The sequence below is a fragment of the Streptomyces sp. LS1784 genome, assembly GCF_020103755.1.
Classification (GTDB): Bacteria; Actinomycetota; Actinomycetes; order Streptomycetales; family Streptomycetaceae; genus Kitasatospora.
This window is the reverse complement of sequence record NZ_JAHSQD010000010.1, coordinates 32,726-45,897: the sequence shown is the minus strand read 5'-3', so window position 1 is coordinate 45,897 and position 13,172 is coordinate 32,726. Positions and strand designations below refer to the sequence as shown.

17 protein-coding genes and 2 pseudogenes are annotated in these 13,172 nt (G+C 72.7%); 15 read left to right on the top strand and 4 right to left on the bottom strand.

Translation table 11 applies throughout. The annotated features are described in order from the left end of the window. The 7 genes and pseudogenes from KS423_RS03040 to KS423_RS03015 form a co-directional block, all read left to right on the top strand. Window positions 1-172 (top strand): annotated as a pseudogene (locus KS423_RS03040) (NAD-binding protein); the annotation flags it as partial. Window positions 173-195: 23 nt separating this feature from the next. Continuing rightward, entirely contained in the window at window positions 196-321 is a 126-nt protein-coding gene (locus tag KS423_RS47150; protein ID WP_263454407.1) for a hypothetical protein, read from the top strand. Next, complete coding sequence (gene nirD / locus KS423_RS03035; protein WP_224274521.1) at window positions 318-677, top strand: nitrite reductase small subunit NirD; 360 nt, start codon at window positions 318-320, stop codon at window positions 675-677. The genes KS423_RS47150 and nirD overlap by 4 nt, the downstream gene beginning before the upstream one ends. Then, window positions 674-1,407: pseudogene (locus tag KS423_RS03030) on the top strand (hypothetical protein). The gene nirD and the pseudogene KS423_RS03030 overlap by 4 nt, the downstream one beginning before the upstream one ends. A 107-nt stretch (window positions 1,408-1,514) precedes the next feature. Next, window positions 1,515-1,961 carry a hypothetical protein gene (locus tag KS423_RS03025; protein ID WP_224274519.1) on the top strand — a complete coding sequence of 149 codons (447 nt, stop codon included), beginning with the start codon at window positions 1,515-1,517 and terminating at the stop codon, window positions 1,959-1,961. Beyond that, a complete protein-coding gene (locus KS423_RS03020) occupies window positions 1,961-2,371 on the top strand; it encodes a cupredoxin domain-containing protein (RefSeq protein ID WP_224274517.1) in 411 nt (136 codons plus the stop codon). The genes KS423_RS03025 and KS423_RS03020 overlap by 1 nt, the downstream gene beginning before the upstream one ends. A 167-nt stretch (window positions 2,372-2,538) precedes the next feature. Further along, window positions 2,539-3,162, top strand: a complete 624-nt coding sequence (locus tag KS423_RS03015) for a hypothetical protein (RefSeq protein WP_224274516.1) — start codon at window positions 2,539-2,541, stop codon at window positions 3,160-3,162. A gap of 19 nt (window positions 3,163-3,181) precedes the next feature. On the opposite strand, the gene KS423_RS03010 is transcribed toward KS423_RS03015, so the two are convergent. After that, entirely contained in the window at window positions 3,182-3,643 is a 462-nt protein-coding gene (locus KS423_RS03010; protein WP_224274514.1) for a hypothetical protein, read from the bottom strand. A 441-nt stretch (window positions 3,644-4,084) separates the two neighbouring features. On the opposite strand from KS423_RS03010, the gene KS423_RS03005 reads away from it, so the two are divergent. After that, a complete protein-coding gene (locus tag KS423_RS03005; RefSeq protein WP_224274512.1) occupies window positions 4,085-5,218 on the top strand; it encodes an esterase family protein in 1,134 nt (377 codons plus the stop codon). A 78-nt stretch (window positions 5,219-5,296) separates the two neighbouring features. Here KS423_RS03005 and KS423_RS03000 read toward each other — a convergent pair whose 3' ends face one another. Further along, window positions 5,297-5,785, bottom strand: a complete 489-nt coding sequence (locus KS423_RS03000; RefSeq protein ID WP_224274510.1) for a universal stress protein — start codon at window positions 5,783-5,785, stop codon at window positions 5,297-5,299. Window positions 5,786-6,169: 384 nt separating this feature from the next. On the opposite strand from KS423_RS03000, the gene KS423_RS02995 reads away from it, so the two are divergent. Further along, entirely contained in the window at window positions 6,170-6,337 is a 168-nt protein-coding gene (locus KS423_RS02995; protein ID WP_224274509.1) for a hypothetical protein, read from the top strand. Between the two features lie 16 nt (window positions 6,338-6,353). Then, window positions 6,354-7,709, top strand: coding sequence for a diaminopimelate decarboxylase (gene lysA / locus KS423_RS02990; RefSeq protein ID WP_224274507.1), 1,356 nt, complete (start codon window positions 6,354-6,356; stop codon window positions 7,707-7,709). 52 nt (window positions 7,710-7,761) lie between these two features. Here the strand turns inward: lysA and KS423_RS02985 are convergent, their stop codons facing one another. After that, on the bottom strand, window positions 7,762-8,397 hold the full coding sequence (locus KS423_RS02985; protein WP_224274505.1) for a MerR family transcriptional regulator: 636 nt from the start codon (window positions 8,395-8,397) through the stop codon (window positions 7,762-7,764). A gap of 270 nt (window positions 8,398-8,667) precedes the next feature. On the opposite strand from KS423_RS02985, the gene KS423_RS02980 reads away from it, so the two are divergent. From KS423_RS02980 to KS423_RS02970, 3 genes are all read left to right on the top strand, one after another. Continuing rightward, window positions 8,668-10,047 carry a YhgE/Pip family protein gene (locus KS423_RS02980; RefSeq protein WP_224274503.1) on the top strand — a complete coding sequence of 460 codons (1,380 nt, stop codon included), beginning with the start codon at window positions 8,668-8,670 and terminating at the stop codon, window positions 10,045-10,047. Between the two features lie 108 nt (window positions 10,048-10,155). Next, window positions 10,156-10,623 carry a MarR family transcriptional regulator gene (locus tag KS423_RS02975; RefSeq protein ID WP_224274502.1) on the top strand — a complete coding sequence of 156 codons (468 nt, stop codon included), beginning with the start codon at window positions 10,156-10,158 and terminating at the stop codon, window positions 10,621-10,623. An 83-nt stretch (window positions 10,624-10,706) separates the two neighbouring features. Beyond that, window positions 10,707-11,492: a DUF2785 domain-containing protein gene (locus KS423_RS02970; RefSeq protein ID WP_224274500.1), complete on the top strand. Its 786-nt coding sequence runs from the start codon at window positions 10,707-10,709 to the stop codon at window positions 11,490-11,492. 116 nt (window positions 11,493-11,608) lie between these two features. Here KS423_RS02970 and KS423_RS02965 read toward each other — a convergent pair whose 3' ends face one another. After that, window positions 11,609-11,830 carry a hypothetical protein gene (locus KS423_RS02965; RefSeq protein ID WP_224274498.1) on the bottom strand — a complete coding sequence of 74 codons (222 nt, stop codon included), beginning with the start codon at window positions 11,828-11,830 and terminating at the stop codon, window positions 11,609-11,611. 137 nt (window positions 11,831-11,967) lie between these two features. Between KS423_RS02965 and KS423_RS02960 the strand changes: the two genes are divergently transcribed. Together KS423_RS02960 and KS423_RS02955 are read left to right on the top strand one after the other, a co-directional pair. Next, window positions 11,968-12,225, top strand: a complete 258-nt coding sequence (locus tag KS423_RS02960) for a hypothetical protein (protein WP_224274497.1) — start codon at window positions 11,968-11,970, stop codon at window positions 12,223-12,225. A gap of 188 nt (window positions 12,226-12,413) precedes the next feature. Further along, window positions 12,414-13,148, top strand: a complete 735-nt coding sequence (locus KS423_RS02955) for a hypothetical protein (protein ID WP_224274495.1) — start codon at window positions 12,414-12,416, stop codon at window positions 13,146-13,148. Window positions 13,149-13,172 lie beyond the last annotated feature (24 nt).

Genomic DNA, 13,172 nt, shown 5'->3' with positions numbered 1-13,172 from the left:
CGCCGGCGCCACGACGGCCCGGACCGGCGTGGTGGTCGGCGGCGGGCTGCTCGGCCTGGAGGCGGCCGGCGCGCTGCGGGCCGGCGGACTGGACACCCACGTGATGGAGTTCGCGTCCCGGCTGATGGCCGTCCAGGTGGACGACGGCGGCGGCACGGCGCTGTCGTCAACGCCCCCGGCACCCCCGACCCCGCCGTGACCTTCGTCCCCGAACGCGGCCAGATCCGCCCGGCCCGCCCCGGCGAGACCGGCCGCACCCTCACCACCCTCAGCTCCCCGGTGCTCGTCGCCGGGCCCCGACCGGAGGTGCTCACCCCGTGACCGTACAGATCCACGACGGCACCCGCTGGCAGACCGTCTGCGCCCTCACCGACCTCCAACCCGGCCGCGGCGTCGCCGTGCTGCTCCCCGAAGCCGGACAGGTCGCACTCTTCCGTGACGGCTCCGACGGGCTGTACGCCGTCGACAACCTCGACCCGTTCAGCGGCGCCCCCGTCCTCGCCCGCGGCCTGCTCGGCAGCCGCGGCGACCGGCCGACGCTCATCTCGCCGATGTACAAGCAGGTCTACGACCTCACCGACGGCCGCTGCCTGGACGAGGGCACCGCCCCCGACGGCGCGCCCGCCGTACTGCGGCGCTGGCCGGTGCGGGTCGCGGCCTGCGGAGGTGCGCAATGAGCCTCGCCGTCGAGCCCGGGACGCCTGCCCCGCCGGCCGGTTGGGACCCGGAGGACGAGGAGTTCTGGGCGCGCAGTGGAGCCCGGATCGCCCGGCGGAACCTGGTGTTCTCCGTGCTCTCCGAACACATCGGCTTCTCGGTGTGGAGCCTCTGGTCGGTGCTGGTGCTGTTCCTCGGCCCCGAGTACCACATCGACACCGCGGGGAAGTTCACCCTCACCGCGCTGCCGACCGCACTCGGCGCGCTGCTGCGGCTGCCGTACACCTTCGCCGTCGCCCGCTTCGGCGGACGCACCTGGACGGTGGTCAGCGCACTGCTGCTGCTCGTGCCCACCGCGCTCGCGGCCCTGGTGCTGGAGCCGGGCGTCCCCTACGGCACGCTGCTCGCGGTCGCCTGTTCCTGGCCGGGTTCGTCGCCCTGTTCGTGCTCAGCGGGATCGGCAACGGCTCGACGTACAAGATGATCCCGGCGCACTACCAGGCCGTGGCCCGGGCAGCCGTCGCGGCGGGGGCCGACCCGGCTGCCGCCGAGGCCGACTCCCGGCGCCGGTCCGCGGCGCTGATCGGGCTCGCGGGCGCGGTCGGGGCGTTCGGCGGGGTGCTGGTGAACCTGGCGTTCCGGCAGTCGTTCCTGGCCGGCGGGAACGGGGACGCGGCGTACGCGGGGTTCCTGGCGGCGTACGCGGGTTGCTCGGTGCTGACCTGGGCGGTCTGGCTCCGGCGGCGGTGACGGGGGCTCTGGGCTGTCGGTATGACGTTCGCGACGGTCCGGCGCGCGGGTTCCCGGTCGGGCGGCTAGCGTCGGCCGCAAGCACGTTCTCGGACCAGGAGGTTGCAGTGCAGCGGTGGATCACCCTGACGGTACTCATGTCGGCCCTCACCGGTCTCACCGGCGGCGCCATACCCGCCCGGGCCGACGACTCGGACCCCGCCGCCACCAGCGTCACCCTCGGTGGCGCCGGCATCGACCCCAAGCTCCCCGGCCGGGTCCGGGTACAGGTCGACTACCTCTGCTCGGTCGCGGACGAGGCCCGCTCGCTCACCGTCTCGGTGGAGCAGAAGGACCCCGAGGACACCTCCTCCATCGCCTTCGGCTCCAACCGGACCGCGGAGGCGGACGTGATCTGCGACGGGACGCCGCAGCAGCGGCAGATCGTCGTCCAGTCCAAGACCACCAACTGGCTCCCGGACGTCGACGCCGTCCTCACCGCCACCGTCTCCAACATCGGCGCCACCCCGCCCGCCGCCGCCGACGCCAAGCGGGTCGCGCTCACCACGGCCTGATGCGCCCGCTCCTCGGCACCGCCGCCCTCCTGCTGCTCGCAGTCGGTCCCGTCCTGACCGGCTGCGTCAGCTCGTTCGTGGTGCCGGGCCCGGAGGAGGCCACCAGCTCCGTCGCGGTGCCCTCCGTGCCGTCCGCACCGGTTCCGTCGCCCAGCCCCTTCACCGGGACGGTGACGATCCGCGACTTCTCCTTCGAACCGGGCGACTTCACCGCCGCCCCGGGCGCCGTCGTGACCGTGACCAACACCGGCACCACCGCCCACAGCCTCACCGCCCAGGACGGCGGCTTCGACACCGGCGCGATCGCCCCCGGCGCCACCGCCACCCTCACCGCCCCCACCCAGCCCGGCGCGTACTCCTACCTCTGCACCTTCCACCACTTCATGCGCGGCATCCTGACCGTGGCCTGAGGGACGATTGCCCTACGCTCGTGCCCCGCACGCGGGGGCGCCCTCGCCCGGGTCCCCATAGTCGAGCCCTCCTGACCGCCGAATCCGCCCGTGAACAGGGCTGCTGCAACCCGCCTCCTTGTTCTACAGTTCTGTAGAACTAAACGGGGCGACGATCGGGGACGAGCATGGACAGGCCGCTTCGGCTGCCGCAGCAGGATCGGGCGGACTTCGAGACGGAGCTCGGGCGGGCGCTGGCGGCCCCGCAGGTACGGGCGGCGTTGCGGGCGAGCGGGGAGGATGCCCGGGGCGTGGAGCGGTTGCGGCGGACGGCGCGGGAGAACGCGGAGTTCGTGCTGGCCGCGGCGGCGCCGGAGTACGAGCGGTACGCGGCGCTGCGGGCGGATGCGGACGCGGTGGCGCGGCTGCCGGTGGGCGCGCCGGCCCGGGAGCGGGCGTCGGGGTGGTGGGGCGTGCTGGGGGTGGTCGTGCCGATCATCGCGGTGACGGCGGCGGTGATCTTCCTGCTGCTGGGCTCCCTGTTGGGGCTGGTCGAGGACCTGGAGGTGCTGGCGCACGCGCTGGTGGAGGCCGGGTGGGTGTCGGCCGGGGTGGGCGCGGTGAGTCTGCTGGTGGGTGGGCTGGGACTGCTGGGGGCGGCCCGGTCGAGGGGATCGGAGGCCGGGGAAGCGGCGGACGGGCCGGGGGAGTTGCCGCTGGCGCGGGACGCCTGGCGGTCGGCGCTGGCGGAGCGCGGGCTGGTGCCGTACCTGGTGTCGCAGGCGAACACGGCGCCCGATCGGCGGCGCTGATCCGGTCGGCCGGCGCTGATCAGGCCCGATCGAGTCTCGCCGAGCGGGCGGCGTCGACCAGGAGCTGGGCGGCGTCCGGGGGGATGGCCAGGCGGCGGGCGATCCAGGGGGCCGGGCGGCCGGTCCGGGCGAGCATCCAGGCGGAGTACAGGTGGCCGAGCTGGGGTGCGTCCTCGGCGAGCAGCAGGGGGCGGACGGCCTCCATCGGGAAGCCTTCGAGGGCGCGGGCGCTGTACTCGCGGCCGTTCGGGCCGAGCGGGGGGAGCGGGAGGGGTCGGCGGAGGTCGATCCAGCGGCTGAGCAGGACCGCGCCGACCGCCAGCAGGCCGGCGCCGGAGGCGCCGATCAGGATGCCGCCGATGACGGGGCGGTCCTCCTCCTCGGCCATGCCGAGGGCGATCTCCTCCAGGACGAGCAGGCCGAGCACGGTGAGCAGCACCGCGGCCTCGGCGGGGCGCGGGTGGGTCCGGGACGTCGTCATGCGGAACCTCTTCCTCGGCGGGGTGGCCGGGGGTTTCGGGCGGGCGCGGCGATTCACCTTCCGTACAACGGCGGTGAGCGGCCCGGGGCACGCGTCGCGGCTCAGGCGGTGAAATCGCGGATCTGAATTGACGAATCGTCAAGAAGGCGATGTGGAAGGCTGGTTGGCCGTCTGCCGGAGGTTCGGACCGCACCTCCTTCCGGTCGGGCGCGCCTGTGCGGTGCGATCGTCGACGGGGTGGGAGCCCGGCTGCGGGCGGGCTTCGGGTCAGCATAGCTCGGGCATGCCAACCTCGACAGGATTGTCGAAGTTGCGGAACCCCGGCTTGCCGTGGCGCGTCGAGGGGTGCCGGCCCGGCCACTCTGAGTGCCGGGCTCCGATTGCGTGGGCCGGAGGTCCACAGTGGTAGAGGGGCCGCAGTGGTACGGGAGGCCGGGGCCGATGGGACTCACCAGTCACAAGCTGCTGGCGCTGGTGGCACTGCTCGCGGTGCTCACGGTGCTCGGCACGCTCCGGGTCTGGCCCCGGCTCGCCGTCCGGAGCTGGCCCGCGATGTTCCTGCGGCTCGGCACCATCGCCGTCACGCAACTGGCCCTGCTGGCCCTGCTGGGGCTCGCCGTCAACGACTACTTCGTCTTCTACAGCAGCTGGTCCGACCTGCTCGGGCACGAGCACGGTACGGGCGTGATCCACACGACGGGCGGAGGCGTCGGCGCGGGTCCGGTCGGCGTACAGGTCCTGGGCAGGGCGGACATCACCGGCGCGGGGGCGGTCAACCGCGATCCGGCCCGGATCGGCCGGCTGGAGCAGGTCCGGCTGCCCGGCAGCACGACCGGGCTCAGCAGCGACGGCTACGTCTACCTTCCGCCCCAGTACTTCCAACCCGGCGGTGGGGCACGGCACTTCCCGGCCGCGATGGTGCTGACCGGCTTCCCCGGCGACGCCACCAACCTGGTCACCAAGCTCCGCTACCCGGCCACCGAACTCGACCTGCTGCGCACGGGGGCGATGAAGCCGACCGTCCTGGTGCTGATGCGTCCCTCGCCGACCATGCCCCGGGACAGCGAGTGCGAGGACATCCCGAACGGGCCGCAGGCGCAGCGCTACTTCACCACCGACGTGCCCGCCGACCTGCGGGCCTCCTACCGGGTGCTGGACGGAACGGGCAGCCTGGGCATCGTCGGTGACTCGACCGGCGGCTACTGCGCGGTCAAGCTGGGCATGGAGCACCCGGAGACCTTCTCGGTGGCGGTCTCGCTCTCCGGCTACTTCAAGGCGGCGGAGGACGCCACGACGGGTGACCTCTTCGGCGGCAGCGCACAGCGCCGTGCCGAGGCGGACCTCGACTGGCGCCAGGCCCACCTGCCGATGCCGCCCCTCGCGGTGCTGCTCGCGGGCAGCAAGCAGGACGGCAGCACCTACGCCGACTCCAGCGCCTTCGCCGCCGCTGCCCGCCCGCCGCTCGTGGTCGTCCAGGAGACGGTCGACACGGGCGGCCACAACTTCACCACCTGGGACCGGCTGATCCCGCCCGCCCTCGGCTGGTTCAGCGCCCACCTGCGCGACCCGGCGTAGCGTCCGGGGCGCGCGGGCGGGCGCCGGCGGCGGAACGGCCGGCCGGCAGGGCGTCCTCAGCGGGTCGGCAGGGTGGCGTCAGCGAGCCAGGAGGGGCAGCGGCGCGCCGGTGCGGGCCGGGAGTTCGAGGCGGGTGAGAAGGGCCGAGGGCGAGACCTCGACCACCCGGCAGCCGGCCCGGTGGCGGCAGTGGCGGGCGACCGATCCGTGCCGCAGGCGGTCCAGACGGCGGCGGGTGGCGGCGCCGAGCACGAGCAGGTCCTCCGGGCCGGTGACGGCGCCGACCAGGGCGGGGCCGGGCTCGGCGTTGACCACCAGGGGGTGGACGACCAGGCCGGACGGGTAGCCGCCGTAGGCCTGCTCGAAGGCGACGTCGAGGCGCCGGCGGGCGGCGTGCTCCAGTTCGGAGACCGGGCGCAGGTCGTCCCGCTCGTTCGCGACGGTCCAGGCGGCGACGGGCACCAGCACCGCCTGGTTCCGGGCCGCCTCGCCGACGGCGTGGTAGAGGGCGGCCAGACTGCTCAGCGATCCGCTCAGGCCGACGATCACTCGGGTGGTCCCGGTCATGGCCGTTCGCCTCCGTCTCTCCGGCAGGCTCTCCATCGGGCGCTGCCGGGTCGGTGCTCCTCGCTTCGGACGACACCAGTGAACCCCGGAACGGACCGCTCCGTACCGCCTCTGACGCCACCATGACGCAGGCTGCACACATCTTGACGGCCTTCTGACAGACCCGTCGGGGTCTCTCGGCCCAGGCCCGGAACGAACCGGACCAGCAGGTCGATCGCCTCGATGCCGAGGAACCCACTGTCAGAAGGGCGTCAAGGACGGCGGCCGGGACGTACGCCATGCGTCAAGGACGGGTGCGGTCGGACTGTGGAGGGGCTCCACTGGAGGGAGCAGCCGAACGGCACACGTCCGGCCGTACGGCCCACGACCCGGAGGGACCCCGCCATGACCGACACCGCCCTTGCCGTCGAACAGCCGCTGCGACCCGTGATGCGGCTGGTCGATCGCCGGGCCGCCGCGCCGCAGCCGCCGCAACGGACCCCGGAGCCCGCCCCCGCCCACGACCGAAGCCGCCCGGCGCACTGCCGCATCGCGATGCAGTTCGAAGACTGACCCGAGGAGCCCCGCCATGACCCAGCTCATCGCCCGACCTGCCCTCACCGCCCCCACCGCCTGCGCCGACGCCCTCGGCGGACCCTGGCCGGTCTCGGCGCGGCCCGGCCGCGGCCGCGAGGTCGTGGTCGGCGGGGTGGGGCTGGCCGAGGCCGCCGAACGGTTCGGTACCCCGCTGTACGTGCTGGACGAGGCCGAGGTCCGGGGGCGAGCCCGGGCGTACCGGCGGGCGCTGCCGCACGCCGAGGTGCTGTACGCGGCCAAGGCCTTCCTGTGCAGCGCGATGGCCGACTGGGTGGAACAGGAGGGGCTGGGCTTGGACGTCTGCTCGTCGGGCGAGCTGTGGCTGGCGGTCTCGGCCGGCTTCCCGGCGCAGCGGATCCTGCTGCACGGCAACGCGAAGTCCCCGGAGGAGCTGCGGCTGGCCCGGAGGCTGCGGGTCGGGCGGATCGTCATCGACGGCCCGGCGGAGATCGCGAGGCTGGCCGCGCTGGTGGCCGCCGACACACCGCAGAAGGTGCTGGTCCGGGTGGTCCCGGGGATTGCCGCCGGGCATCATACGGCGGTGCGGACCGGGGTCGGCGGGCAGAAGTTCGGCTTCCCGATCCAGGGTGGCGATGCCGCCGACGCCATCGCCCGGGTGCTCGACCAGCCGGGGCTCGAACTGGCGGGCCTGCACTGCCACTTGGGCTCGCAGATCACGTCGTTCGAGCCCTACCTGCTCGCGGTGGACGCGCTGGTGCGGCTGCTCGCCGAGGTGCGGGAGCGGCACGGCGTGGAACTGCCGGAGCTGGACCTCGGCGGCGGTCACGGCATCCGCTACCTTCCCGTCGGGGACGAGGAGTTGGACCTCGCGGAGTTCGCGGTGCGGGTGACCGACCGGCTGGCGGTGCGCTGCGCCGAGGCCGGGTTGGAGGTGCCCCGGCTGATCGTCGAACCCGGCCGCGCGATCGCCGGACCGGCGGCGGTCGCGGTGTACCGGGTGCTGTCCGTCAAGCACACCGCGGACGGCCGCTGCTTCGCCGCGGTGGACGGCGGCATGAGCGACAACCCGCGTCCGGCGCTGTACGGATCGCCGTACACCGTACGGCTGGTCGGCCGCCGCTCGGAGGCGGGGGAGGCGAGGGTGGACGTGGTCGGCCGGCACTGCGAGGCCGGGGACGTACTGGTCCGGGATGCCGCGCTGCCCGCCGACCTGCGCCCGGGCGACCTGCTGGCGGTGCCGGCGGCCGGCGCGTACCAGCTGTCGATGGCGTCGGGCTACAACCTGGTCGGCCGCCCGGCGGTGGTGGCGGTGAAGGACGGCCGGGCCCGGTTGCTGATCAGGAGGGAGACGGTCGAGGACTTCCGCCTGCGTGAAGTCGGCCGCTGAGGGGGGCGGTTGCGCGAGAAGTCGGCCCGGCCGACTTCTCGCGCGCACGCGTTCAGTCGCTGTGGGACCAGGCCGTACGGCGGTGGGACTCGTTCTCCTGGGCGAGGCGTCGCAGGACCGCCAGAACGGGTTCGAGGAGCAGGACGACGATCGCGGCGTGCTCGGCGAGCCGGAGGCGGTCCTCGATGCCTTCGATCCGGTCGAAGTCCAGTCGGGCCGCGGCGGCGGCCAGTTCGGCATAGGGCAGCAGTTCCTCGGTGCTGTACTCCATGCCGAGGCGGCTGAGGTCCATCAGGCTCGCGGCGAGTGCCCTGCGGTGCGGCGATTCCTCGGAGATGTCCCATCCCATGGCGTCCAGCAGCCGGTCGACCTGCGGAGCGTGCTCGTCGACCGCGTCGGTCTCGGTGGCATCGACCGGAGTGGGCAGGGCGTAGTGGACGACGCGGAGCGTGTCCAGTGGTTCGAGCGGCTGGTCGATCGCGGTGAGGACGTCGCGGGTGGCGGCGATGGACAGGCCGCCGCGGGCGGTCATGGCGCGGATCAGGCGCAGGCGCTGAACGTGTTCGTCGCCGTACAGGGTCAGGGTGGCGCCGAGGGATCGGCCGGGCGGCAGCAGGCCTTCCCGTAGGTAGTACTTGATGGTCCCGACCGGTGTTCCGGTCAGGCGGCTCAGGTTGGAGATCCTCATGCGCTCACTCGCTCGAACGGTTCGGTGTGTGACCAGTCTCCCAGGCTCCCGAATGGACTCACGCATTCGATAGTGTCACTATCGAGCTAGAAAGTGAAAGTTTCCAGCAGTCGGCTGACCAGCCGCGATGCCGGGGCCCTTTCGCTACCGAACCTTGCGCGCCACTCTCGGCGCGACCTCGCAACTGGAGCACCATGCCAGCCCCACGCCCCACCGGAACCAGGTGCCACGAGCAGGCCCCTGTCGCGCTGCGCCACCGAGGGAGGCGGAATGTCTGAGCCGACCCACGCGCCCAGGGCGAGCGCCCGCGGTCTGCTGCGCGGAAAAGGCCTCTGGCTGCGGTCGGCGCTGACCCTCGGCCTGCTGTCGTTCGTCCTGTCGCTGCTGTACTTGGGTGCCAACAACGATCCGGTCGGCTCGATGAAGGACCTGCCGATCGCGGTGGTCAACGCGGACCAGGGCACCAAGATCGCGGGGCAGCAGGTCAACCTGGGCGAGCAGATCACCCCGCAGATCACCCAGGCCGCCGACCTGAAGGGCAAGGTCGCCTGGAAGCAGGTCGACCGCCGGACCGCCGACGAGCTCCTGGCCAAGGACAAGGTGTTCGGCGCGCTCGTCATCCCGGAGGACTTCTCCGCCTCCGTGGCCGCCCTCGCCGGCCCGCTCCAGCACGAGCCGCACCCGCCGACCATGACCGTGCTGACCAACCCCGGCGCCGGAAGCTTCGGCTCCTCCATGGCCTCCGAGATCAACCGCAAGATCGTCCAGACCACCTCGGCCCAGGTGGGCCGGCAGCTCGCCGAACAGCTGAGCCACCAGGCCGAACACCAGGCCGCACCCGGCACCGCTGCCAAGCCCGTCACACCGGGCACCGCTGCCAAGCCCGCCGCGCCCGGCGCCGCGGCGCAGCTGATGATCGCCGACCCCGTCAAGGCCACGGTCCAGGAGGGCCACCCGCTCGGGCAGCACAGCGGCCTCGGGCTGAGCGCGTTCTTCTACACCCTCGTCCTCGTCCTGGGCGGCATGCTCGGCGCCAACGTCATCCACACCCAGCTGGACACCGCACTCGGCTACATCGCCAGCGACAAGGGCCCGGTCCGCACCGCCAAGCCGCTTCAGCACCTCAGCCGGGTACGCCACTTCGCCGTCGGCTCGGTCCTCATGATCGTCCTGTCGATGGTGACCTCCGCACTGGCCATGGGTGCCGCCGTCGGAGTCATCGGCATCGACGCCTCCCACCTGCTGCAGCTGTGGATCTTCGGCAGCTGCGCCACGGCCGCGATGGGCATCACCGCTCTCGCCCTGCTCGCCGCCTTCGGCACCCCGGGCCCCATCGTCTCCATGCTCGTGCTGATCGGCCTGGCCATCCCGTCCGCCGGCGCCACCATCCCGCTCCAGGCACTGCCCGGCTTCTACCGGTTCCTGGCCGACTTCGAGCCCTTCCGCCAGGTCGTCGACGGCGTCCGGTCCATCCTCTACTTCGACGCGCAGGCCGACGCCGGACTCGGCCGCGCCTGGACCATGGTCGGCATCGGCTTCGCCGTCTCCCTCGTCGTCGGCCTCGCGGTCACCCACCTCTACGACCGCAAGGGCCTGCACCGCGCTGCCGCGCCCCACCCGCCGGCACCGGAGCTCGCTCCGGCCGGCTGACCACCCCGTGGACCGGTCCGACGCCGGCAGGGATCGCCGGCGTCGGACCCGCAGGCCGCAGGCAGGCCTGCCTGCGCACCCGGCAAACGACCAATTGGAAGGCCCCCCGTGCCACCCCTGCGACCGCTCGGCCGCCTCTACCGGATCGCCGTGCTCTGGAAGGCCCGACTGGAGCCCGTCCTCAAGGAGCACGGGCTCACCGCCGCCAACTTCCACGTGCTCGTCACCCTGCGCCAGGCCGGCCCCTCCCACCGGCTGACCACCGGCCAACTGGCCGCCCTCGACATGGTCACCTGCTCGGGGATGACCGTCCGCGCGGACAGGCTGGAGAAGGAGGGGCTGATCACCAGGGAGCGTGACGACCGTGACCGCCGCATCATCCACCTCAGGCTCACCGATCGCGGCGTCGACCTCGTCGACCGCCTCCTCGCCCACTACTACGCGGTCGAGGAGCAGTTGACGGCGACGCTCGACGCCGACGAGTACCGGGTCCTCACGAAGCTGGCCGACAACCTGGAACGCTCACTGGAGCGCCTGGCGGACGCACCAGGGTCGGCCCACGAAGGTCACGCGTGAAGTCGGCCCGGCCGACTTCTCGCGCAAGTTCCTGGCGAAAAAGCAGGTGAGAGGCTCTGGAAGCCTCCGGTAGGGTCCCGCCCGTGACGGACTGGCGTGAGATCTACGAGACCGACTGCGCGCTCCCCCCAGGGCGCCGGCTGGACGACCTGGTCGCGGAGTTGGCGGCCGCCCTGGGGGACCCCGACCCCGAGGTCAGGGACGGCTACCCGTACGCGGTCCTGGCGGCGTGGATCCGGCGCGGGGTGATCGACGGCGAGCGGTGCCTGGCGCTCGGCGATCTGATGGCGGAGCGCTTCACCGATCCGCGGATCGAGGCCAGGACGTTCGCGCCGCTCGTCCTGGAGATGATCGTGAGCCAGGGCAGCCTCAGGCCCGAATGGCTCGACGCCTTCGCCGCCTGGTACCGCTCGGAGGCCGATCTGCGAGGCTGTGACGACACGCTCGGCTGGCTGCACGCCGTGGCGCACGGCGCGGACCTGCTGGCGACGTGTGGTGTGCGGCCCGACATCGACCCCGAACCGCTGCTCGCGCTCGCCGCCGAGCGTCTGCTCACCCCGACCGACTACCTGTTCGCACAGCGGGAGGACGACCGGCTCGCCAAGGCAGTCGCCCGCATCCTCACCCGCACCGACCTGACCGCGGAGCGATCGACCGCCTGGCTGTCGCCGATCGGCGCCGCCTTCGCCGCACTGGAGCGCGGGCCGATGCCGGTCTGGGTCTCCAACACCGCGCGCGCCCTGCGCGCCCTGTACCTCCTGGCGGACCTCGGGGTGTCCGCCGAACGCGGCGGGCACCCCGTCCCGCTCGCCCATGGCGATGCGGTCAAGGCCCGGGTGGCCGAGGTCCTGCGCCCGGTGCTTCCGTAGCCGGGGGCACTGCTGTGTGACGGAGCGCGCGAGAAGTCGGCCCGGCCGACTTCTCGCGCAGGTTTGTTCAGGTGTCGGGGAGTTCGCCGGCCTTGATCGCGGTGACGAACTCGCACTCACGTTCCTGCCGCGATGGCAGTGATCATATCGATGGACTGGGCCGGATTCAGGGCTGACGACCGCAGGTAGTCGAAGACGAGCCCGTAGCCATCCGGTCCGGTTTCCTGCTCCGGATGGTGACTGATCGTCAGGAGCCCCAGAAGCACTGCCGGGCGCCGCCGCGGGCGCGCCCGCTCCGGTTCGAGCTGCTCCCCGACTCCCTCCGGCTCGAAGTGCACGACGCGGACTCCTCCCTCCCCGCGGCGCGTGGCACCATCGCCGAAACCGACGAGGCCGGTCGGGGGCTCCAGCTCGTCCCGTGCGTCGCCACCCGCTGGGGCTGTCGCCCGCGTGAGGGCGGCATCGGCAAGGTGGCGTGGGCACTGATCGGGTGGGCTTCACCAAGCCCACCACCTTCGCCGGGCTCTCCGACGCCCTCGACGCGCTCCGCGCCGGCCTCGCGCTGCTCCCGCTGGACGCTGACCAGGCTGTCGGCTCGCCGGCCGGTTCGACCCCTGGGCCGTTGGGGAGATCGCCCACCGGCTGTACCACTTCGGCGCGGTGGGGGGCGGTCGCGTTCGTCGGGCTCGATCCCCACCCGATCCACCTGCGTCGGGCCACGGCTCCCGAGTGACCGGATAAGAACGTTTCTGTTCGGCCATCAGTCATGACGCATGGGGTAGTCGGTGCGAACTCGACCACGTGTGGCGGGCCGCTGTTAGGCTGCGCGCCTGAATACGAACTCTCCACGATGTAAAAGGACTTGGAAGAGAAGGTGAAGGACCTCGCCTTCGCCACCGCCGCCGACACCCGAGGAGCCACGTGAGGCCCGAAGACGTCCCCCTGCTGTTCCAGGAGCTGGCCCGCGAGTTCGCCGACGTGACCGACATGTCGGTGGCGGCGACCGGCTCGTTGGCCCGTGGAGACCATCGCACGGGGTCGAGCGGCGACATCGTCTCCAACCTCGACCTGGTCCACGTCGTGGCCGAGGACGCCGACGTGCCGCAAACCCGTGCCGTGGTGGGACGGAAGATGCGGCGGATCTCCGACGCCTTCCGGATCGAGACGACGTCCGTCATCGCCAGGCTTCCGGCGTTCCGGCGGGCCGGCCACGCCCACTACCGGATCAGCATGCGGCCCGAGTGGTTCTGCGACGGCCTCGGGCTCGGGCCGGACGCCTTCTCCTGCCCCGGCCACGACGAGGACGACCCGCGTACGGCGTTGGCCTGGATGATGCAGCCCGTCCCGTACTACCTGGCGAAGGCGACGATCCTGGACCCGACGACCAACCTCGCCAAGGCCCGCAGGGCCGCGATGCGGCTGGCCGACCGGTTCGACCTGGCGCAGATACGCGACGACCTCGACAACCTCCCGCGCGCGTTGCGCAGCCTGATCGCCGAACGCGGCGTCACCCCGCTCGAATCGACCGCCCGCTACCTCGACGCGCCCACGCATCCCGCCATCGCGCAGCTCGTCCGCGACGCGGTCTTCGTCGAGGGCATGGGACTGTCGTCCGCCGACTCGATGGTCATCCTGCTGCCGTCCGCGCCGAACTGACCGACACCTCCCGAACTGACCGAC

Coding starts and splice junctions, on each gene's coding strand:
- KS423_RS03020 (WP_224274517.1), top strand. CDS start 1,961: ATGCGCCCGCTCCTCGGCACCGCCGCCCTCCTGCTGCTCGCAGTCGGT.
- KS423_RS03015 (WP_224274516.1), top strand. CDS start 2,539: ATGGACAGGCCGCTTCGGCTGCCGCAGCAGGATCGGGCGGACTTCGAG.
- KS423_RS03010 (WP_224274514.1), bottom strand. CDS start 3,643: ATGACGACGTCCCGGACCCACCCGCGCCCCGCCGAGGCCGCGGTGCTG.
- KS423_RS03005 (WP_224274512.1), top strand. CDS start 4,085: ATGGGACTCACCAGTCACAAGCTGCTGGCGCTGGTGGCACTGCTCGCG.
- KS423_RS03000 (WP_224274510.1), bottom strand. CDS start 5,785: ATGACCGGGACCACCCGAGTGATCGTCGGCCTGAGCGGATCGCTGAGC.
- KS423_RS02995 (WP_224274509.1), top strand. CDS start 6,170: ATGACCGACACCGCCCTTGCCGTCGAACAGCCGCTGCGACCCGTGATG.
- lysA (WP_224274507.1), top strand. CDS start 6,354: ATGACCCAGCTCATCGCCCGACCTGCCCTCACCGCCCCCACCGCCTGC.
- KS423_RS02985 (WP_224274505.1), bottom strand. CDS start 8,397: ATGAGGATCTCCAACCTGAGCCGCCTGACCGGAACACCGGTCGGGACC.
- KS423_RS02980 (WP_224274503.1), top strand. CDS start 8,668: ATGTCTGAGCCGACCCACGCGCCCAGGGCGAGCGCCCGCGGTCTGCTG.